The following is a 20,153-nucleotide window of genomic DNA, read 5'->3' on the forward strand; positions in this document are numbered from 1 at the left end:
TTACTCAGATTTGACCGCGGCAGGTACCGTAGCCGGATAGGAAGGTCTGCTCCAGACATAGACGAGCGCAACGATTACCACCACAACCGCTAACATCTTCAGCCAAAGGTCAAACTCACGAAAGATCAACGGATAGCTCACCATGACAAGCATCATGGTACTGGAGAAACACTTCACTTTAAGCGGGATCACACCATGGCGCTCCCACTCATCAATAATCGGACCGAACAATCGGTGGCTCAGCAACTTCTGGTGTAAGCGTTCAGAGCTACGCGAGAAACAGTACGCCGCAAGAAGTACAAACGGCGTGGTCGGCAACAACGGCAAAAAGATACCGATAAATCCAGCCAGCAAGCAGATCAGCCCTACAACGAGATAGATCACTCTGCCCATGCAGTACTCCTCCATCCAACTTTCATCAAGCCAGACACCCTACGTTCATGATTCTGTTAATGTCGCGTATAACTACTAATCCTAGCGCAGACAGCCTTCCCCGTCACACCAGAGCGTTTATTTACCCGCTTTTGCCAAAAAACGATCCAGTTTATTGGCGAACATCTGACGATCATTCTGATTGAGTGCAGGAGGCCCCCCGGTATCAATACCGGAGCTTCTCAGCGTATCCATAAAATCACGCATCGACAGACGTTGGCGAATATTCTCTTTGCTGTACATTTCACCACGCGGATTCAGGGCATGTCCGCCCTTTTCAATAACCTCAGCAGCAAGAGGAATATCAGCAGTGATCACCAGATCTCCTGCCTCCAGCTTCTGTACAATGGTGTTGTCTGCCACATCAAATCCGGCCGGCACCTGGATCGAATTGATCATAGGGGACGGAGGTGTTGCCAGAAACTGGTTTGCAACCAGTGTTAACCGGGTTTCCGTCCGTTCAGCAGCACGAAATAAAATATCTTTAATTACACGCGGACACGCATCCGCATCAACCCAAATCTGCATATCTCTACCGATTATCAGCTCAGATGCATCGTTTCATTGAAAAAATGTATGCATGAACTACCTTTATTGAACAAACAATAAACGCACAAAATATGAGTGTACATTCAATAACTTATATTACGTGGTTCGAACAGTTTAAGAATACCCTTATTTAGCAGAAACGAGTGCTCCCGACCAATAGCAGGATGCTGACACATGTTGTCGCAGATTCAGGGAGGAGCTGCCGTAACGATTTTTTGGATCGCATAGGTCCCCAAAAAATCTCGTGCGCCACCGGATACAACACCGGAGAAGGAACCCATGAGCCGTCAGAATCGATTCGCAGTACTGCTGATCACAGACAACAAAGGTCCGCTAGAAACTATCATACGCCTGATAAAAAGGCACTTTACCTGTTTCTATCTGGCCTGCAGTCCTGAACAAGCGGTAGAAGTCATAAACAGCAAAGGTATTGATGTTGTGCTGTTCGGCTACGGAGACGTTCAGGAAGCAGAGGTCTGCTTCCTTCATATGATTCGAAATGATCGGACCATCGAAGATAAGATATCGTCGACTATGGTACTCTGCAGCAAAGAGCAGGTACAGAATGCGTTTAATATCTGCAACAAAGATATCTTCAACGACTACTTCATCGTAAAACCACTCTACGATCCGCACCATATTCTGTTACGCCTTCGCACCCTCCGTCGTCTGCTATCCACCAACAGCCTGAAACAAAGTAAATCCATGTCGGTGGATGAAATGTGCAGCTTCTTTGATCAAGTCGCCACTTCCGGTCAAGAACTGATGGACCTCAACCAGGAATCACTGGAACGCCTGATGGCAACGGTGACGTTCTCCATGGAGTCAATGAAGGAGCGTATGCGCAACGAACAGCCCAATAACCCGAACATTTGCGCGCAAACCGTTAATGCCATTATCGATGATCATGCCACTAACACCCTGCTGCCCCAATTACAGGGAGAAAAACAAGACGCGAGTGAAAGCGTTAACTCATTGGTAAATGATCTGGTGACCCAAACCGAAAACAACAAGTCCAGCCTGCAGAATGAAATAAAGCAGAACCAACCTTCTGCAGTGAGCATCATGATTATAGAAGATGAAGAACAGGAACTGATGAGGCTGGCGACCTATCTGGAAGAGACCGGATATTCTCCCAATGTATCCACCCATGCAACCCATGCCCTTAAGATGCTAGAGCAGTGGCAACCACGCATTGTACTGGTTGATTTGACACTGCCTGATATGAGCGCTCTCCACGTCATCTCCCGTATTCAGAGCCATCCTAAACTGCAGAATACGAAAATCATGGCGCTGGCCAAACAAGGGGATAAAGACAAAGTCATGGAAGCTGTTAAGATGGGAATAAACGAGGTCATGATGAAGCCTGTCGATAAAGACATGCTGATGTACAAAATCAATTACAACTTAACCAGTGGATAAAGAACAACCACTGTCGCGAGTCCCTAAGAAAGATAGCTTTTATGCCCGTTGTCCAGAAAGATCCCGACCACAACCGCCGTTTTATGGCCCGCCTCATGACCTATGGCTTCTGGATTATTTTGCTGGCTGGCTTCACTGTCTACTTTGGTGGTCTGCTGGAAAAAAAACACAATCCCAACCTTCACCTGGCCAACTCAACCGGTCAACCGTCACCTGAAGTTGTTCTGAAGCGCAACGCCTATGGGCACTATGTCGCACCGGGCTTGATCAACGATGTACCCGTCATTTTTATGTTGGACACTGGCGCAACCTCAATTAGCATTCCTAAATCGGTGGCCGATACAATGCAGTTGCGGCAACGTGGTAGCAGTAGGGTTAACACCGCAAATGGCTCAATCACAGTGCACAACGTTCGTCTGGACAGTGTCTCTTTAGGAAGCATTACACTCAACGATATGCGGGCACATATTAATCCGTATATGGAAGGTAATACCGTGTTATTGGGTATGAGCTTCATGAAACATCTGGAAATGGTGCAAAAAGGCGACACCTTACGCCTGCGTCATTAAGCACGTCCAGCGCCCTTCAATACATCCACTCTCGCAGCGGTAATTTACCTCAGCTCCCATTTTAAACCACAAAACTTTGTACACTATCGTGGGACCAGGATAACAAAACATCAGCCCCCTAATGAGCCTGATCCAAAGCCCCCGCAATCAAACAAATGTTTCAAACTTTGATCATTAAAAAACCTTAACTTGAACAAACATACAGAAACAGTGTAAGCAATCTACAGAACAAAGCGACTTGTTCGATTTTCCATACAAATCACGTTGATTTCCCATGAGTTATGTAGTTTTACGACACAAATGATAAACAAGTCACAAATGTCTTATTGAGTGAAATCAATAGATTTACACCTTTTTCAAACAACAGCAGAAATATAGGTATTTTCCCCGTAGTTTTTCCAGTTAATTTCTGTATGATGACACTCCTGATTCAAAAGCGAACAACTGTACGTTTATCGCTCATAAGATCTAAAACAGAATGTCCGCCTGTTCCAGAAGTCATTTGTATCCAGCTATGTTGTCGGATGATGTCAAATGGGAACCATGGCAAAACCATCACGGTTCTGCTGTCTCCTGATACTGGTAGTTTGTAGTCGGTATGCAGTCAGGATGTGATCGGATGGTTTCGTAACGTTGATGGGAATACTGGGAGGGGAATGCTCTTCTCAGGATTCGAACGTCTGTGATGTAAAACCTAAGTAGTCGGATACCGTTGGGTTACCCGTAACTGAACACCTAAGTAGTCAGACAGTATGTAGTCGTCTGTGGAATAGCGCTAAGTAGTCAGACAGTTAAGCCGTCGTCTGTGCGCTGTTTCTAAGTAGTCGGACAGATAGTTGTCGTCTGTGGTGAGCAGTTTGTTGTCGGGTCCTAGTGGCATCCGTGGTTTACATCTAAGTAGTCAGACTGAAAATCCTGCATGATAGCAATAACGTTACAAGGGTATCAGGGATGATCACTTTTCACCCTGATGCTGCCCTCGCTGGCAGCATCAGCTCCAAACCTCCTGCTCTTATACAAACCACCCAGATACACGAATAAATGCGCTTTACCCCACTTCTTAGCCAGAGTCGCCTAGCTAACAACAATCGATTAGCAACCGCTGAAACAGTACTTACCTAATTTTTAACCCAAACAACAAACTGGTTATTTGCCGGCATCGCATGATCATGTTGCAATCGCATCCCGTTATTTTGAGCCCAACGATCAAGCGTCTCGAAATCCCGGATACCACTGCGCGGATCGCGGTCTTTCAACCAGAGATCAAAATTAGCATTGCTAGCGCTGGTGTATTGGCCGCTATAGCGGAATGGCCCATAAACACAAAGCTTGCCTCCGCATTCCAATAATGCCCCTGCACCGTCAAAAAATGCCCGGACTGAGTTTTCGTCCATAATATGCAGAGTATTCGCAGTGAAGATAGCATCCGGTTGATGGGGGATCTGCCAAGGCTGAACACCGACATCCAAAGCCAGCGGCGACAGGATATTTTCACAAGGAGAGTTCTGCAGATTCTCTAATAACGCGGGCAAATTAAAAGACAGATCACTCGGCACCCATGTCAGGGAAGACATAGCCTGAGAGAAGTACAGCGCGTGCTGACCTGATCCGCTCCCGATCTCCAGTACACAGCGGTGACTCTCTAGATAGTGCTGTAACATCGGCAGGATAACGCCTTTGTTCCGCTCACAGGCTTCAGAAAAGTTCAGCATTAAAACGACTCCGGTTTCAGGTTATTCCAATGATTTCCAGTACGCCGGCAGCTCTGCAAACGACGCCAAGATCCCGTCCGGCACTATATCACCGGAGAGATCTGTCTGCTGAAACTTGCCGGTTTTCACGAGCGCAGCTTTCAGGCCTGCTGCCTGGGCGCCACCCACATCACCGCGAATATCATCTCCGATCATCAGAGCCTCACTGGCTTTTACATCGAGCATAGTCAACGCCTGTTGGAAAAAGTCACGGGAAGGCTTCCCGAACACAATAGCAGCGCGCCCCGTCGCAAACTCCAACGCTTTCACAAAAGGTCCTACATCCAACTGTAAGCCCTGAACAGAACGCCAGTAACGACTCAGCCCTAACGCAAGCAACGGGCAATCTGGGTTGGACATCAACAGCCGAAAGGCTCGATTCAATTCACCAAAGCTCCACTCCTCCGCCAAGTCCCCCACAATGACCGCTGAAACACACCCATCGTCTGTACCTGCCCATTGGGCAAACTGACTCAGGTCTTTCTGGGTGGTTTTGGGTAAAAATGAGGCAATCGTTACTGCCCCCTGAGTATTAAGCCAACCGGCCACAGCAACGACAGGCGTAAGTACTTCCTGAGGTTTGATCTGAATATCCATGAGGCGAAGCTTCTCAACAACGGCGTCCCTCGGACGCGAAGTCGTATTCGTAACAAACAGATACGGGATTCTTCGGGCTTTGAGCCAGTCGAGCGTACGCTGAGCGCCGGGGATTGGTTGATCTGCCTGATAAATGACACCATCAAGATCAATGAGTACCGCTTTGATCACAGTCTATTCATCTCTTGAGACTTTGCTGTCTTATAGTGTAGGCGGAATTTCAGGCAGAAAAATGCCCGCACAAGGCGGGCCAAATCGACGGTTTAGAACACAGTGCGGACAAACAGGTCCGCACAATTTACCCAGCTGAAGGGGGTGCCGGGCAAAGGAAAGTCAAATTCACTGTTTGGTTAGTACCTGCTAAACGCAATTAGTTCCGAAAAAATGTGAAAAATTTCTATTTTTGGACTAACACATTGATAAACAATGTGATTATTTCTTAATCAAAATTCGGCGTAATTTTACACAGCAGTCCTCCAGAATCACAAAGACACTGAACTGGTTTCAACTCCGCTCAGTTCAGCTTAAACATAACAGGGATTGAGACCCAGGACTCGATAGCAACACCACCTTCCTTCGCAGGTTCAAATAACCAGTGCTTTGCCGCTTTTAATGCAGCTTTATCGAGCAGTTCAAATCCACTGCCGTGCACAACCTTTATTTCCAGCGTCACACCACGGGGATCAACCAATGCGTGCAACAACACTTCACCCTGTTGCTTCTTACGCTTAGCTTTACGCGGGTACTTTGGAGGACGGGGTACCTCTCGATACTTCGCTTTGATCACTCGGATCGGCTCTGCTTCCGGCTTCGCTACACCGTGCTCCGCATCAATAGAGCGCGAATCCGATACAGACGAGGCGTCGATGGGATCAATCGTCTGATGAAAAGCTTCTGCCTGCTCTGCAACGACCTTTTCAACCGATACCAGTGACTTAACTGGCTGTGGCTGTGGCTGTGGCTGTGGCTGTGGCTGTGGCTGTGGCTGTGGCTGTGGCTGTGGCTTTGGCTTTGGCTGTGGCTTTGGCTTTGGCTTTGGCTTTGGCTTTGGTAAAGCTTGCTGAACACTTTCCCTGGCGGCAACCTCCGAAGTCTGTACATCCTGTTTGAGACTAACATCCGCTTTGGGTTCCGCTGCAAGCTTCTTTGTTTCGCGAGGCGGTTCTGTCTGATCAGGGCCGGATGAAGTCACGATCTCAGGAATAACTTCCGTCGCATCCAGATCTGGTGGGGATGGATGTGCAAAAGCTAACCGAACATGATGGACCACCCGTGCAGCAGGTTGCTCGGTGGTAACCTCTCTGGCTGAGAGCTCCGGAGACGAGCTGCCCCAGCCCAGCGCAAAGCTCAGGTGGGCCAGAATAGAGAATGAAGCCGCGGCACAAAGCGGCTTTACTGAATCATACGGTAACATCGGGATACAAGCCCTTCACCGAAGGGCTGCCACCTGTCAGAATCGCGCGCGAATGCCAACGGTGGCAGTACGTGGCTTGCCTGGTGCAACAAAGCGATCATCATCGATACCCTGATCGCCCAACACTTCATCAGATTCACCGTACACACCGAAGGTCTCGTATTCGCTATCAAATACGTTCTCAATCCGTGCAAACAACTCAACCGAAGGATTCGCCTTATATGTTGCCCGCAGATTTGCCAACGTATAACCATCCACTTGTTCGTTCAGGTTGGCTTCGTCACCGCGATAGTATTGGCTGCTGTTGAACTGAACATCCATACCGAGTGCCAGCGCCTGAGTAGCATTCCAGTCAGCCGCCAGCTTGATGTTGTGACGAGGTAAAGTTGGAATACGATCTCCCTTCTCGACTGCAATCTGACCATTCGCATTAGCCTGCGGATTGTTCGGGCTATTGGCGATAAATCCAGTTTGGAAAGTCGCATCTAAATAGGTATAGCTACCGCTGAACTGCCAGTCACCCATCGATTTGGCAAACGCCGCTTCAATACCCTGACGACGGGTACGTCCTACATTGTCAAAGTAGCCCTCGCTGGTCAGAGAACCGCCATTAATGAACAAGATATCGTCATGATTGGTAGTGTGAAACAGCCCCAAATTCCAATTCAGGTCGGATGACTCGCCACGAATACCCATCTCATAACTCTTAGCAACCACTTGGTACAGCGGTGGATCAGAGATAAAGGCATTCGGCAGCTTACATGGATCATCCGGGTCGGCACAGCTCAACTCTACCGGGGTCGGTGCACGTGAACTTTCAGAGTAGCTACCGTAAACGCTCATGCCATCATCCAGCGTATAAGCCAAACCCGCTGCAGGATTGAAACGGCTGAAGCTATGTACACCGTTCAGCTCAGTGCCGTAATTATCCTCCATCACGATACGGCTGTAGTTGTAGCGACCAGACAGTGTGGCAGAGAGGCGGTCCGTCAGATCAACCGTATCCGTCAGAAACAGACCGTAATGCTCAACTTCGGAGTGCAGACGCACCCGCGCTTCATCAACATATACACCCAGCCCTTCAGTACCTCGGGTATTGGTCAATTCCGCCAGCTCGGTATCCGCAGCAAAATCAGATTGAGCAGTGTCATAACTGAAACCCACAATCAGCTGATTGTCTAAACCCGCAAGTTCATTTTCCAGCGCTAACTGCAACGCGCCGCCAAAGGCATCTGTATCAGTGTTGCTTCGGTTATTGGTGGCTTCAGGCTCTTCACCATTGATCGTTGCGGTGACATTATTGCCATTTAGGTCTTCAACAATCTCTTCTTCGGCACCATCTTCCTCGCAGAGAAAACCTGCATTCGCCGCATCTTCACAAGCTTCAAAGTCAGTATCATCCCCGTTAAAGGTCGCTACTTCGTTCTTGCGGTAGTAAAGGTTGCCGGCCAACTGAGTATTATCATCCAACCAACGGTCACCACTCAGCGCAAGCAGTTTGAGCTTTGTTTCGGTCTGATCGGGATGGGTAAACACCTGCTCACGACCAAACTGATCTAACAGGTCGATTGGGGACGCACCGTTACCCAGAAGCTTGTTGTCATTTGCTGCCAGCGTCAGATCCAGGCTGCTGTCGTCCCCACGCCAGCTCAATGTAGATAACAACTGCCGCACATCAGACGGAGAAAAATCACGCCAGCCATCTTCCTCATCGTAATTACCAATCACGAAGTATCCGAAACGACCGTCATTTCCTGCGCTGCTGAACTGCACATTACGGCGGCCATGTTCACTCACCAACGCTTCTACTTCATTACCTTGATGATCAAAACCATTTTTAAGCCGCAGAGAGAGCGCGCCACCCAACGTGTTCTGACCAAATACGGGGTTAGAACCGGCAAATAGATTGACGGAATCAATCGCACCTTGCGGCAACAGATCCCAGTTCACCGTATCACCAAACGGCTCGTTAAAACGGATACCGTTGACGTATACCGACATACCTTGTGGTAAGCCCAGCAGAGGAGATGCGGTGAAACCACGGTATTGAACGTCAGGCTGATAGGGGTTGTTCTGCGCTTCATTAATGGAGATACCACTAAAATTCAGACGCATGTAATCACTTAGGCTACGTGACTGGCTCTGTTGAATTGCATCAGAATTAGCGCTTTGCACCGAGGCTGCCAGTTTGCTTTTCTCAATCCCCGTACCATGTATTGGCGTTTGACCAACAACAGTGACGCCCTCCAATTCTGTCACGGCGGCATGGGCATTAAGTGCTGTCAGTATGCTCAGTACAGGCACCACCAAAAGTGTGCGTTTCATAGAAGCGTTCTCCGGCTCTTATTATTTTAACTCTGATTGCAACGGATCGGACACAGCTGCAATAAAAGTGTCATGAAATAAGTTTGCCGAAGACTCCAATGGTTAACATTTCTACGGTCAGCAGTATATGAATGCCGCTTTAGCATCGATACCAAAGCACACGCATACGACAGTCGGTAAAATTCTAGGGAAAACAGGAAGTAGCTGCCGGGAAATATTCCCGAAGCAGCAATTTAAGCGTTTTTCAGATGGTGAGTCAGTGCCTGAAGGGACGATACACGCAGGTCAGTGAGTTCCGGCCAGTGGCGATCACGATCATCAACATGAATCGTAAAGGTGCCTGCTGCACGACCCGTTTCCAGATCATAGCGAAAATCACCCACCATTACGGCTTCATCCGGCATTCGTTGCCAGCTATTCAGTAGCAACGTAATACCCTGTGTATCGGGTTTTGGTCGTGCTTCATCACGTCCGATAATCCGGTCATGAATGAAAAAATGTTCCGCCCCAATAGCCGCTAATGATGCAATAGCAATACTCTGAGTATTGCGGGTAAGAATACCCATATCACACCGATTAACCGCTAAAAACTCCAGCAGCTCAAGAACGCCCGGTGCCGGCTTTGCCCGAGCGGCATAGAGATGCTCAAGCTCATCCAGCCGAACCATCATCTCCTCTCGTTCAGAGGATGGACGGGCTGCAATGGTTGCCAGAATATCCTGATCGGGTGCGATACCCAACTCCTGCCTGATATGTAGAAAATCATGCACCGGTTGCGTCAGCGTGCCGTCAAGATCAAAAATCCAGGCCCTGCGATCTGGCAGTGATAACACGTCAGGTATCCTCGTTGTTTTCTATATCAAGGTTCTCAACCAGCATACCAAGATTGCTATGAATCTCCTCAAGCATATCCAAACGCTCTCCGTTGGCTTTGCCCGAAAGTATCAGCTGCTCCAGTGTCATTAGACTGTCACGACTTTCTTTCAATACCTGCAACAGATCCCGCGAGCGCTTCTTATTGCTGTCGGTTAACCGACCAATACGGTTTAGCGTCCTTCGCAGCTGGTCATCCAGATCATGAATATGATCACTGACATCCAGCATACCTGCACTTAACACATGGCGGATAGAACCGACCTGCTGTTCCAATTGATGGACAGCATCGTGAAAACGGGAAATAAACTGCTCACCTTCTCGATCCATAAAGATCGCCAGCAATTCATCGGGGAATAATGCACGCACGCGCGCATCTGAGCGAATACAGTATTCGCCCCGCTGGGTGCAGTAGGGTTTGTAATGTCCGGGGGGGATTTCGATACGCAGAATCGGTTTTCGGGCAATATTCTCCACGAAAATACCCAACTCTACCGTCGGAAAGCAGTCGGTTGCTTTGTTTACAATAACCAGTCGCGCATTGTCGTCGACCTCACAGCCCACCACTTCGCCACGCTGAACACCTTCCACATCAGTATATTCATCTACACCAACAAGAATAGTGCCGCCCAGCGGCGTATTGGCAAAGGCCACAAGATCACGGCTTTTAATGCCACTGACATCGCGTTTAAAGTCGACGTTCATGCCTTCTGAAACTTGCAACAGAGACAAGGTACGCCGACTGAGTCCCCGGTATTCTTTCTGAATACCGGGTTTAGTGTGCCTGTGCATGCAGAGCCTCCTGACGGACAGGCTCTACCAGTACTTATTTACTGATAGCAATCTTCATCGAAAGGATCGAGAGGATTTTCCAGCAACTGATCATTGCTGAAGTACAGAATGCTGCCTTCAAACTTCAGTTTCTTGCCAGAGAACCAACGATCCAGCTCTTCTACGCCTTCTTCTGATTCACTAATTTGCATCCAGCTGCGTACCATTGAGTAGAAGTAGACAGCGAATAAACCCGTCGCAACTCCCAGGAAGAAGTTAGACGCCAGTGCAAAAAGTAAAGCCACAACACCAGCGACCCACACCTTGCTGGCACGGGATGTTACGTAAGCACCACGAGCAGTGTCGAAGCGCTCTTTTAAACGAATATAACGACGAAAATTCTGTTGGATTTCGTATTTATCTGACGCCGAAAGAGTGTGTTCCATTGTCCATCCTTGCGAATGTAATTGTTTTAAATTGAGTATAACCAAGCCGGGAAGTAGCGTCTTCCCGACTAAAGTAAGGTTTCAGTTAAGCCAGACTTTTGCTCACTACTTCATAAACATCCTTAGACAGCCCATCGCTATCAAGAATGCGCTGAAGTTGAGCCTTCATCTGTTGCTGTCGCGCTTCACCATATTTCTTCCAGCGCGTCAGCGGTGTCAGCATCCGGGATGCCACCTGCGGATTTTGCTTATTCAGTTCGAGAATACGGTCACCCAAGAATCGGTAACCACTGCCATCCGCCATATGGAAGTTAATCGCATTCTGGCCGCAGAATCCACCCAGTAATGCACGAAGTTTATTCGGATTTTTCATATCAAAAGCAGGATGCTGCATCAGAGCTTCAACATCAGCTAAAGTTCCAGGTTCAGGATTCGTTGCCTGGATCGCAAACCACTGATTTACCACCAGTGCTTCATCCTGCCACTGCTTATAAAAACGCTCAAGTAACTTGTGCGCGGCCTGCTTAAACCGGGAGTGTGCAACCATGGACAACGCCGCAGACTGATCCGTCATGTTATCTGCGTTAACATACTGCTCTTCAGCCAACGCCAGATAGCGCGCCTCTTCAGTCGCCATCAGATACGACAGGCACAGGTTTCTCAGGCTACGACGGGCAATCGAAGCAGCATCAGGTGAATACTCACCAGCCAGCTCACAGGCTTCATAAACAGACAGCAGTATCGACTCCAGTCCTTGTGCTAATTCTTTACGCACAAAGTTACGGACATGATGAATCGCGTCCACATCTATTTCGGTTGCCAGTTCACTCAAATACGCTTCGCTTGGTAACGTCAGAACCTTCGCCACCATCGCTTTGTCCAACGTACTGTCTTCCAGAATCGCGCGGAATGCATCAACCAAACGCGGATCTAACGTCAGCGCCACGCCATTCTGATGGTCGTGAATCAACGATTGCATGATATCCACAGCCAGCTTCTGTGCCGCATCCCAGCGAGAGAAACCATCGCTGTCATTCGCCATCAGGAACACCAGTTCATCACGCTGGTATGGATAGTGCGATTTAACCGGTGCAGAGAAACCTCGCAGTAACGATGGAACAGGACGGGACTGGATATTTTCGAACGTGAAGCTTTGCTCCGCTTCGGTCACATCCAATACCAATGTTGTCTCGCCATTCACCAGCGTTAAATCATTGCCCTGCTGATCGAGTAGACCCATCGCTAGTGGGATATGCATAGGCTCTTTAGTCGCTTGCCCAGGGCTTGCCGGGCAGCTCTGCTGAACATGCAAAACATAGCGATGTGCCTGCGGATCATATTCATCGCTAAACTTCAGTTCAGGCGTTCCCGCCTGACTGTACCAGAGGCGGAACTGACTGAGATCACGGCCCGATGCGTCTTCCATCGCCGCCACAAAATCATCAGTCGTTACAGCCTGACCGTCGTGGCGCTCAAAGTAGAGATCACTACCGGCTCGAAACTGCTCTTCCCCTAACAGCGTGTGGATCATCCGCACAACTTCTGCACCTTTTTCATAAATCGTCAGGGTGTAGAAATTAGAGATCTCGATAAAAGAAGCCGGACGAATCGGATGCGCCATAGGTCCCGCATCTTCAGCAAACTGAGCGGTACGCAACAAGGCCACATCTTCTACACGCTTAACGGTGCGGGAATTCATATCAGCAGAGAACTCAGCATCACGGAAAACCGTAAAGCCCTCTTTCAAGCTCAGCTGGAACCAATCACGGCAGGTCACACGGTTACCCGACCAGTTGTGAAAATATTCGTGTGCAACAACGCCTTCAACCCGCTGGAAGCCCGCATCAGTTGTTGTTTTAGGGTGCGCCAGAACACAGGACGTATTAAAGATATTGAGCCCTTTGTTCTCCATCGCTCCCATGTTGAAGAAATCAACGGCAACGATCATATAGATATCGAGATCGTATTCGCGCCCGTATACCTCTTCATCCCAACGCATTGCATTCTTCAGAGAGGCCATCGCGTATTCGAGCTTATCGAGATCCTTCGCTTCACCGTAGATCAGCAGTTTTACATCGCGATCAGACATCGTGGGGTAGCTGTCTTCGATGTACTCCAGATCACCCGCGACCAACGCAAACAAATAAGCTGGCTTAGGGAATGGATCTTCCCATGTGATCCAGTGACGGCCATCATCACTCTCACCCTGCTCCACCGGGTTACCATTCGACAACAACACCGGATACAGCGCTTTGTCCGCTTCTACCGTTGTACGGAACACCGACATCACATCAGGGCGGTCCGGGTAAAAGGTAATCCGGCGGAAGCCTTCGGCTTCACACTGTGTACAGAACATCCCGTCCGACTTATACAACCCTTCCAGCGCTGTATTATCTTGTGGCTGAATACGCGTCAGGGTTTCACATAAAAAGGAGGCTGGAACACTTTTGACAATCAGCTTTTCACCTTGTCGCTGATAGTCCTTTTCCGACAGCACCTGATCATTGATAGCAATGCGACATAGTTCCACATCTTCATGACCAAACAACTCAAATGCAGCACCTGCGCCACCATCAACATTAGCCGTCACCTGCATCCGGGTACGGACCAGTGTATCCTGCTCATGCAGCTCAAAGTGCATATCAGTGCTTTCTATCAGGTAACGTGGTGCCTGATAGTCTTTGAGAAAAATTTCATTAAGTTCCTGAGACATCTTCTGACTTCCATTATCAGGCACTAAACGCAACCTGATAGGCTGTGAATTTGCGAATATTGATAACCCCACCATCAAGGATCAGATACTGCCCCTTAATACCCTGGAGCACACCGCTCACTTCAGGTGTTTTATCAAAATTGAAGGTCGATACCTTCTGAGGATAGTTCATAACCGGGTAGTTGATTTCGATCTGATCAGCCTCAGGTAAACGTTGTATCGCTTGAATACCATATTGCTGCTCAAGCTCGGACAATCCCTCAGCACAGAGTTCAAACAACTTGTCTCGCTCTACCGCAAGATCCAGTGGGTCAACCTGCCCTTTGAGCATTGCCCGCCAATTGGTTTTATCGGCAACATGCTCACCTAGCAGACGTTCAACAAAACCCGATTGCTGACGCGTTGAGACTTTCAGAATAGGTAAAGCCTGAATAGCCCCCTGATCCAGCCAACGAGTCGGAACCTGAGTACCTCGTGTGATCCCTACCTTTACACCAGAAGAGTTCGCCAGATACACATAGTGATCCGCAAAACAGGTACGTTCACCCCAAGCAGGATCGCGACAAGTCCCTTCATGAAAGTGACAGGTTTCCGGGCTCACCATACAACGGTCACATTGTGGGAGTTTGGTAAAACAGGGATAGCAGTATCCCTGACTAAAGCTCTTTTTCGTTTTCCGACCACAATGAGTGCAATTGATAGCACCCAGATACTGCAGTGAGATCGGCTTACCGATCAGCTCGTTCATTGGGACTTCTTCATCACCCAATGGCAAACGGTACTGCACTGTGTCGGCAAGTTCAGTGCGCATTTTTTGCAAAACGCCACGTGCCAGCTCTTGCATAAGAAGGGATCAATCCGCGTCAGAAAGGATTTTTAGCGTTTGTGGTTCCAATGGATCAGCACCATGCTGAGAACCGTCTTTCTTTGTACGGTCAATAAACCCCGTACGCGCTTCCGGTGGAAGTTTTTCCATATCATAAGCGATGACTGCACGCATGCAGATATCACGCTGCTCACTACTCAGGCGTCGCCCATCAGGCCACTTACCCAACTCTACCGCCTGTTTCAGCGACACATGCATCTCAGGCGTCATCGCTGCAATCAGTTCTTCATAGGTCATCTCATGATACTCCTGTTGCCAATGGGCGCAGTTTACCATATCCCATTCATTGTCACTTAACTGAGCTCAAGTCAGGACTTCCGCCTTGGGCGAGCAACCATTTCCCCGAAGGGTACAAACACAAAGCCAGCAATCAAACCCGCCAAATGGGCTGTATTCGCAATCGCACCTAGCCCCATACCTTCGAGTAATCCGCTATACCCCAGAACTAACCAGACGACCATAAAACCCAGCAACGCCGGAGGTAGGCCGATCGCGTTGGACGGGTTCCGCCGGTCCCATAACCAGGCATATCCCAATAGAGCAAATACAACGCCTGACATGCCACCAAACAGCGGTCCGCTGATATAGAACTGTGCCAAATTGGACGATATACCAGAGAACAAAACCAGACCTGCGAGCGCCCAGCGGCCCTGAAAGTACTCAATTTTGCTGCCAACGATCCAGACCCAGAGCAGATTAAAGATGATATGCAATACACTGAAGTGGATAAAGACAGGGGTAATCAAGCGCCACCATTCACCGTTGGTGAACGTATAAGAAAGGCTGGTAGTGACCAGTTTACCGTTTCTTTCAACAATATCGGTCATGGTAAACAGCCGGAAATACTCGAAATTCTCTCCCATGCCTATCAAAAAAGTAATTCCCAGGCTGAGTAAAATAAGAGAGACGGTTAACCAGATCTGTGGCAGACCAACCGCTGAAATGCCTGTTTTAGGCTGGGCGTGGCCGACTTTAATCTTGCGCAGGTCAGCACCCTCTTTCCACATCTGAAACAGGGCCGCAATTTTTTCCGAATCAATGCTGGGAGCGACCCACAACTGCTGTTGCTGGTCACGCTCAAGAATACGATGGGGGATTTCGTTCATCCAAAGAAATTCGGCGAACTCAGAGAGGTCCTCAGACAACGGGACCTCTAACACTTTTATCATGGCGACCTCTTCAAGGGACTGATGGCAGGTCCCCTATTCGAAGATTTCCTTGCGTACATCAACCCAGATAAATTTATCTTTGCGTAATTCTGCTTCGCCATCGTATCGGTAGGCAACCAATTTACCAAACTTCACCGCACTGTAATCCAAGCATGCGATATTGCTGGTAATGGGAGCAGGTTCGCCATCACGCCAGTAGTGACCGATAAATAATGGTTTCTCATCCAGACTATAGTGCATCAGATCATCATGATCCTGCTCATTGAGTACCATTCGCGCAACATGGGTCGGCAGCGGATCAGGCTGGAACACCACATCCGCATAATAATACGGACTTTGCGCCCAGAATTTAGTGCGGAAGAAACTCCGTTTAAATCCATCCTTGCTGATCATCACCTCACCGTTTGGCATGCGAAGATGCGTGCCACGCAGTAAACGATCCATCAACGTCCACTCCATGCTGCCCTGCTGACCAGAACGGTGCATGAAATCATCCGTCAATACCTGATCCGGGTACTGCTCCAGAAAACGATCGATCAGTGGCTGATGCCAGCACGCATGGACCACCCTGAAGGCATCGAACTCCATAAACAAGGGCATTTCCCGCATCCACTGCAAGAACTCTGTTTGCTCCTGTGGGTAGTTCGCAAACTGCTCCAATGTCTCATTGAGAATGCGCCGATGGCGCGCGGTATGTTCACGCAGATACGGCATCCCCGAGCCCGGCCGTCCCGGTGTCAGATAACAGAGATAGTTATACTCGTGGTTTCCCATCACGATATGGGCACTACCAGCATCGACCATATCACGCACAATGTGCAGTGATTCACGAATGCGTGGACCACGATCCACAATATCCCCAAGAAAAATCACTTTCCTCTCAGGATGACGATATACGCCTCCTTGCTTGCTGTAGCCAAGTTTTTCCAACAACATCTGCAGGCTCAATGCACATCCATGCACGTCACCAATCAGATCATATCCTCGCCACTGCTCCGTCACATCAGTCTCCCAGCTTCGTACCCCACCCGAGTTTTTCACGGCAGGTGCTATAGAAATCGTAGTTCAGCGGGTGGATAAGCTTGAGTTTATGAGGCTTCTTATGAATGGTAATTGTATCGCCCGGTGCACAGTTAATGTGGTTCTGACCATCACAAGAGATTGTAGGATAGGTTTCGTTCTGCTCACCGATCACCATCTTCAACTCGCTGTTGCCATCAACCACAATCGGACGACTAGACAAGGTATGAGGGAACATCGGCACTAATACCAGCGCATCCAGCTTCGGATGCATGATAGGACCACCACCTGAGAGTGCATAAGCTGTCGAACCTGTCGGCGTAGACACGATAATGCCATCGGAACGCTGGGTATAAACAAACTGCCCTTCGATATAAAGCTCGAACTGGATCATACGCGCAGCTTTACCTGGGTGAAGTACGCAGTCGTTCAACGCTGTCGCTTCTCCCACAGGAACACCATCACGCTTCACAGTCACATCGATCAAAAAGCGACTTTCGACGGTATATTTACCTTCTAATACTTCGCCGACTTTCTCTTCGATCTCCTGCGGTGCAATGTCAGTCAGGAAACCTAAATTACCGCGGTTTACACCCAGAACAGGGATGTGAGACAACGCCAATGAGCGCGCAGCACCCAACAAGCTGCCGTCGCCACCCACAACGATCACGAGGTCGCATATCTCCCCCATCATCTTCTGCTTGCTCACTTGCTGGCCGTGACCTGGCATCACTTCAGCAATTTTTTGATCCAGAACACAGGTAATTCCGCGGTCACCCAGAAAGCGAATCAGATGCTTCATGGTATCGATCACCTGTTTGCTACCCAGACGTCCGATCAGACCGACATTACGAAAGTAATCCATTTGTTCTCCAATGTTGTCCCGTTATAGATGCCCACAGACGCTATTATAAAAGACCACGCTCAAGAAAACCTCGTCGTCCCTGCAATCCACCCGTATGAATTGCAACGATTTTAGTTCCGCGGCTGAATTTACCTTGAGCAATCAGTTTATGTAAGCGAAACATCATCTTACCGGTGTAAACAGGATCTAGCTCAATTTTTGTCTGCATTTCAAATTGATGCATAAACTCAATGAGCTCTGCACTGAGTTTGGCATACCCCCCCTCATGGCCGTCGAGATCCAACTGCCAGTTTGAGACGGAGCCAGCTTCAACTGCTGCCAACAGAGACTGAACATCATGCTTCAGAAAACCTCCACCTTTAAGCACGGGGATCCCCAAAACGTCAGTCACTGCGGGTTTAGCCGCAATGAGCCCGGCCAAGGTTCCACCGGTACCACACGCAGACACCAACAGATCAGGCTCCGGCAGTACGCGCCAGCAGTCATGATCAAACAGATCAGAAAAACCTCTTACCGCGAGTGCATTACTACCGCCCTCGGGGACTATGCGCGAACCGGGATAGGTTGAACATAGTGCTTTGTGGTAGAGAATATCCTCCCGGAGACGGTATTCACTTCGACTGACAAATTTTAGCGTCATACCCCAGCGCTGAGCGTCACTCAACGTTGGATTGCCCGCGTATTCAGGCTCTCCACGTACGATACCCAACGTCTGAATACCCATTTCATGGCCCGCCCAGGCCAGAGCATGCAAATGGTTGGAATATGCCCCACCAAAACTGATCACACGTTCACAATCTGAAGCTTTAGCTTCCAATAGGTTTTGGCGCAGCTTAAACCACTTATTGCCACTGACTTGCGGGTGAATTAAATCCATACGAAGCAGATACAGAGAGATCCCCTGCTCAGCACAAACCGGCAGCTTGACCTGATCAAGGCGCATTGACTGGTTTGGATCAATATACGACATGGAAAGAAGCCCAAAAGAATAGTAGACGCAGCTCAACGTCACACAGCTGTAACTTTAAACTCATACTGTTATGCAAAATCAAACACGAAAGGAAAGAGCAATGGAAGACTACACTGAAGAGCTACTGGAAATACTGAACGAAGACTATGACGATGATGATTTTTTCGATGACGCTACAGAGATGTGACCTTCGCGTTACACCTCTGCCTCTACCTTATCTGCGACCTGACGCTTAATCATCATTGTCCGATTTCCCCCAGCGTTCTTTGCCTCATACATCGCCAAATCTGCGCGCTGAATAAAATGATCTACATCTTCAAGAGCCAGTGTATCCGTCACGCCCAAACTTAGTGAAGCGTTGATCACAACGGTATTACCCAGGTCTATGCTGTACCGTGAAATTTCGTTAAAACGCATACGAATACGTTCAGCCAGCTGTGCCGACTCGATACAGTCCGTTTGCGGCAGCAAAACCATAAATTCATCTCCGCCATAGCGAAAACACGCATCTACACTGCGGCTGCATTCTCGAAGTGCACGACTAACATCTCTCAAAATGCGGTCGCCTTCGAGATGCCCCAGCTGATCATTCACTTGCTTGAGGTTATCTAAATCCACACAAATCAGGCTCAACGGAGACTGATAGCGCTCAGCCCGATCCATCTCTACCGATAACACGCCATAGAAATGGCGCTGATTGTACAACCCGGTTAGCTCGTCGGTGATCGACTGTTTCTTCAGTTTCTCTTCCAGGCGTTTTCGTTCGCTCATATCATGGAAGAATCCAACACTTCCCCCACCGTCATGCTCTTCGAGCAATGATGCCGATAACCGAATAGGAATTTCCTGACCGAGCGCACTTTTTAAAACGGTTTCATAACCTTCGACAAAACCGCACTCACCAAAGTCATTACTCTGGATCAGCCGCTTAATCTCTTTCGCATGATCAAGACTGGTGTAGATCTCTGAGATATGCAGACGCCCAATGACCTCTTCACTGTTGTACCCCAACAGCCTTTGCGCCGCGGCATTAAACAGATTAATTAAGCCACCGGCATCGACACCAATGATGGGGTCGGGACACAAGCTAACGAGAGTACGACTATCAATCTTTTTCATGATCTAAAACACCAAAGAGCACATCGCGTCACACGCCTTGTGGATAACCTCGCCACCGGAACGTGACATACCAACAAGTACAGGAATATCGAGACTACTGCGATTAAATCAAAATCACAACCGAAGAGTAGGGACTATCTAGATGTTTTTAAAACGAAAATATGCTGAAGAGAAATACGAGGAGGTTAGTGGTGGGCGTAGACAGGCTCGAACTGCCGACATTCTGCTTGTAAGGCAGACGCTCTCCCAACTGAGCTATACG

19 protein-coding genes are annotated in these 20,153 nt (G+C 48.8%); 2 read left to right on the plus strand and 17 right to left on the minus strand.

What is annotated here, in order from left to right; all coding sequences use genetic code 11:
• Positions 1–393 carry a YbaN family protein gene (locus IOQ59_RS18880; protein WP_193955027.1) on the minus strand — a complete coding sequence of 131 codons (393 nt, stop codon included), beginning with the start codon at positions 391–393 and terminating at the stop codon, positions 1–3.
• Positions 394–510: 117 nt separating this feature from the next.
• Positions 511–960, minus strand: a complete 450-nt coding sequence (locus tag IOQ59_RS18885) for a YaiI/YqxD family protein (protein ID WP_193955028.1) — start codon at positions 958–960, stop codon at positions 511–513.
• A gap of 300 nt (positions 961–1,260) precedes the next feature.
• Between IOQ59_RS18885 and IOQ59_RS18890 the strand changes: the two genes are divergently transcribed.
• A complete protein-coding gene (locus IOQ59_RS18890) occupies positions 1,261–2,403 on the plus strand; it encodes a response regulator (RefSeq protein ID WP_193955029.1) in 1,143 nt (380 codons plus the stop codon).
• Between the two features lie 41 nt (positions 2,404–2,444).
• The gene (locus IOQ59_RS18895; protein ID WP_193955030.1) at positions 2,445–2,972 is read left to right on the plus strand and encodes a retropepsin-like aspartic protease family protein; all 528 of its coding nucleotides are present in this window, start codon (positions 2,445–2,447) and stop codon (positions 2,970–2,972) included.
• 1,118 nt (positions 2,973–4,090) lie between these two features.
• Here the strand turns inward: IOQ59_RS18895 and IOQ59_RS18900 are convergent.
• The 15 genes from IOQ59_RS18900 to IOQ59_RS18970 form a co-directional block, all read right to left on the minus strand.
• Complete coding sequence (locus tag IOQ59_RS18900) at positions 4,091–4,684, minus strand: DUF938 domain-containing protein (protein WP_193955031.1); 594 nt, start codon at positions 4,682–4,684, stop codon at positions 4,091–4,093.
• 21 nt (positions 4,685–4,705) lie between these two features.
• The gene (locus IOQ59_RS18905; protein WP_371871896.1) at positions 4,706–5,491 is read right to left on the minus strand and encodes a TIGR01458 family HAD-type hydrolase; all 786 of its coding nucleotides are present in this window, start codon (positions 5,489–5,491) and stop codon (positions 4,706–4,708) included.
• Positions 5,492–5,834: 343 nt separating this feature from the next.
• Entirely contained in the window at positions 5,835–6,734 is a 900-nt protein-coding gene (locus tag IOQ59_RS18910; protein ID WP_193955032.1) for an energy transducer TonB, read from the minus strand.
• A 36-nt stretch (positions 6,735–6,770) separates the two neighbouring features.
• Positions 6,771–9,059, minus strand: coding sequence for a TonB-dependent receptor (locus IOQ59_RS18915; RefSeq protein WP_228051021.1), 2,289 nt, complete (start codon positions 9,057–9,059; stop codon positions 6,771–6,773).
• 233 nt (positions 9,060–9,292) lie between these two features.
• Entirely contained in the window at positions 9,293–9,892 is a 600-nt protein-coding gene (locus IOQ59_RS18920; protein WP_371871897.1) for an HAD family hydrolase, read from the minus strand.
• Between the two features lies 1 nt (position 9,893).
• On the minus strand, positions 9,894–10,724 hold the full coding sequence (locus tag IOQ59_RS18925) for an AlbA family DNA-binding domain-containing protein (protein ID WP_193955033.1): 831 nt from the start codon (positions 10,722–10,724) through the stop codon (positions 9,894–9,896).
• 38 nt (positions 10,725–10,762) lie between these two features.
• On the minus strand, positions 10,763–11,149 hold the full coding sequence (locus tag IOQ59_RS18930) for a hypothetical protein (protein ID WP_193955034.1): 387 nt from the start codon (positions 11,147–11,149) through the stop codon (positions 10,763–10,765).
• Between the two features lie 85 nt (positions 11,150–11,234).
• The gene (gene pepN / locus IOQ59_RS18935; RefSeq protein WP_193955035.1) at positions 11,235–13,862 is read right to left on the minus strand and encodes an aminopeptidase N; all 2,628 of its coding nucleotides are present in this window, start codon (positions 13,860–13,862) and stop codon (positions 11,235–11,237) included.
• Between the two features lie 16 nt (positions 13,863–13,878).
• The gene (locus tag IOQ59_RS18940) at positions 13,879–14,673 is read right to left on the minus strand and encodes a DUF2797 domain-containing protein (RefSeq protein WP_228051022.1); all 795 of its coding nucleotides are present in this window, start codon (positions 14,671–14,673) and stop codon (positions 13,879–13,881) included.
• 42 nt (positions 14,674–14,715) lie between these two features.
• On the minus strand, positions 14,716–14,985 hold the full coding sequence (locus tag IOQ59_RS18945) for a YeaC family protein (protein ID WP_193955037.1): 270 nt from the start codon (positions 14,983–14,985) through the stop codon (positions 14,716–14,718).
• 71 nt (positions 14,986–15,056) lie between these two features.
• Positions 15,057–15,917, minus strand: a complete 861-nt coding sequence (locus IOQ59_RS18950) for a rhomboid family intramembrane serine protease (RefSeq protein ID WP_193955038.1) — start codon at positions 15,915–15,917, stop codon at positions 15,057–15,059.
• 33 nt (positions 15,918–15,950) lie between these two features.
• On the minus strand, positions 15,951–16,919 hold the full coding sequence (locus IOQ59_RS18955) for a metallophosphoesterase (RefSeq protein ID WP_193955039.1): 969 nt from the start codon (positions 16,917–16,919) through the stop codon (positions 15,951–15,953).
• Position 16,920: 1 nt separating this feature from the next.
• Entirely contained in the window at positions 16,921–17,802 is an 882-nt protein-coding gene (locus IOQ59_RS18960; RefSeq protein WP_193955040.1) for an NAD(+) kinase, read from the minus strand.
• A 43-nt stretch (positions 17,803–17,845) separates the two neighbouring features.
• Positions 17,846–18,772 (minus strand): 1-aminocyclopropane-1-carboxylate deaminase/D-cysteine desulfhydrase, encoded by a 927-nt coding sequence (locus IOQ59_RS18965; RefSeq protein ID WP_193955041.1) that lies wholly within the window; start codon positions 18,770–18,772, stop codon positions 17,846–17,848.
• A 195-nt stretch (positions 18,773–18,967) separates the two neighbouring features.
• Positions 18,968–19,891 (minus strand): sensor domain-containing diguanylate cyclase, encoded by a 924-nt coding sequence (locus tag IOQ59_RS18970; RefSeq protein WP_193955042.1) that lies wholly within the window; start codon positions 19,889–19,891, stop codon positions 18,968–18,970.
• Positions 19,892–20,153 lie beyond the last annotated feature (262 nt).

This window comes from Pontibacterium sinense, assembly GCF_015209595.1.
Classification (GTDB): Bacteria; Pseudomonadota; Gammaproteobacteria; order Pseudomonadales; family Balneatricaceae; genus Pontibacterium; species Pontibacterium sinense.

Coding starts and splice junctions, on each gene's coding strand:
- IOQ59_RS18880 (WP_193955027.1), bottom strand. CDS start 393: ATGGGCAGAGTGATCTATCTCGTTGTAGGGCTGATCTGCTTGCTGGCT.
- IOQ59_RS18885 (WP_193955028.1), bottom strand. CDS start 960: ATGCAGATTTGGGTTGATGCGGATGCGTGTCCGCGTGTAATTAAAGAT.
- IOQ59_RS18890 (WP_193955029.1), top strand. CDS start 1,261: ATGAGCCGTCAGAATCGATTCGCAGTACTGCTGATCACAGACAACAAA.
- IOQ59_RS18895 (WP_193955030.1), top strand. CDS start 2,445: ATGCCCGTTGTCCAGAAAGATCCCGACCACAACCGCCGTTTTATGGCC.
- IOQ59_RS18900 (WP_193955031.1), bottom strand. CDS start 4,684: ATGCTGAACTTTTCTGAAGCCTGTGAGCGGAACAAAGGCGTTATCCTG.
- IOQ59_RS18910 (WP_193955032.1), bottom strand. CDS start 6,734: ATGTTACCGTATGATTCAGTAAAGCCGCTTTGTGCCGCGGCTTCATTC.
- IOQ59_RS18915 (WP_228051021.1), bottom strand. CDS start 9,059: ATGAAACGCACACTTTTGGTGGTGCCTGTACTGAGCATACTGACAGCA.
- IOQ59_RS18925 (WP_193955033.1), bottom strand. CDS start 10,724: ATGCACAGGCACACTAAACCCGGTATTCAGAAAGAATACCGGGGACTC.
- IOQ59_RS18930 (WP_193955034.1), bottom strand. CDS start 11,149: ATGGAACACACTCTTTCGGCGTCAGATAAATACGAAATCCAACAGAAT.
- pepN (WP_193955035.1), bottom strand. CDS start 13,862: ATGTCTCAGGAACTTAATGAAATTTTTCTCAAAGACTATCAGGCACCA.
- IOQ59_RS18940 (WP_228051022.1), bottom strand. CDS start 14,673: ATGCGCACTGAACTTGCCGACACAGTGCAGTACCGTTTGCCATTGGGT.
- IOQ59_RS18945 (WP_193955037.1), bottom strand. CDS start 14,985: ATGACCTATGAAGAACTGATTGCAGCGATGACGCCTGAGATGCATGTG.
- IOQ59_RS18950 (WP_193955038.1), bottom strand. CDS start 15,917: ATGATAAAAGTGTTAGAGGTCCCGTTGTCTGAGGACCTCTCTGAGTTC.
- IOQ59_RS18960 (WP_193955040.1), bottom strand. CDS start 17,802: ATGGATTACTTTCGTAATGTCGGTCTGATCGGACGTCTGGGTAGCAAA.
- IOQ59_RS18965 (WP_193955041.1), bottom strand. CDS start 18,772: ATGTCGTATATTGATCCAAACCAGTCAATGCGCCTTGATCAGGTCAAG.
- IOQ59_RS18970 (WP_193955042.1), bottom strand. CDS start 19,891: ATGAAAAAGATTGATAGTCGTACTCTCGTTAGCTTGTGTCCCGACCCC.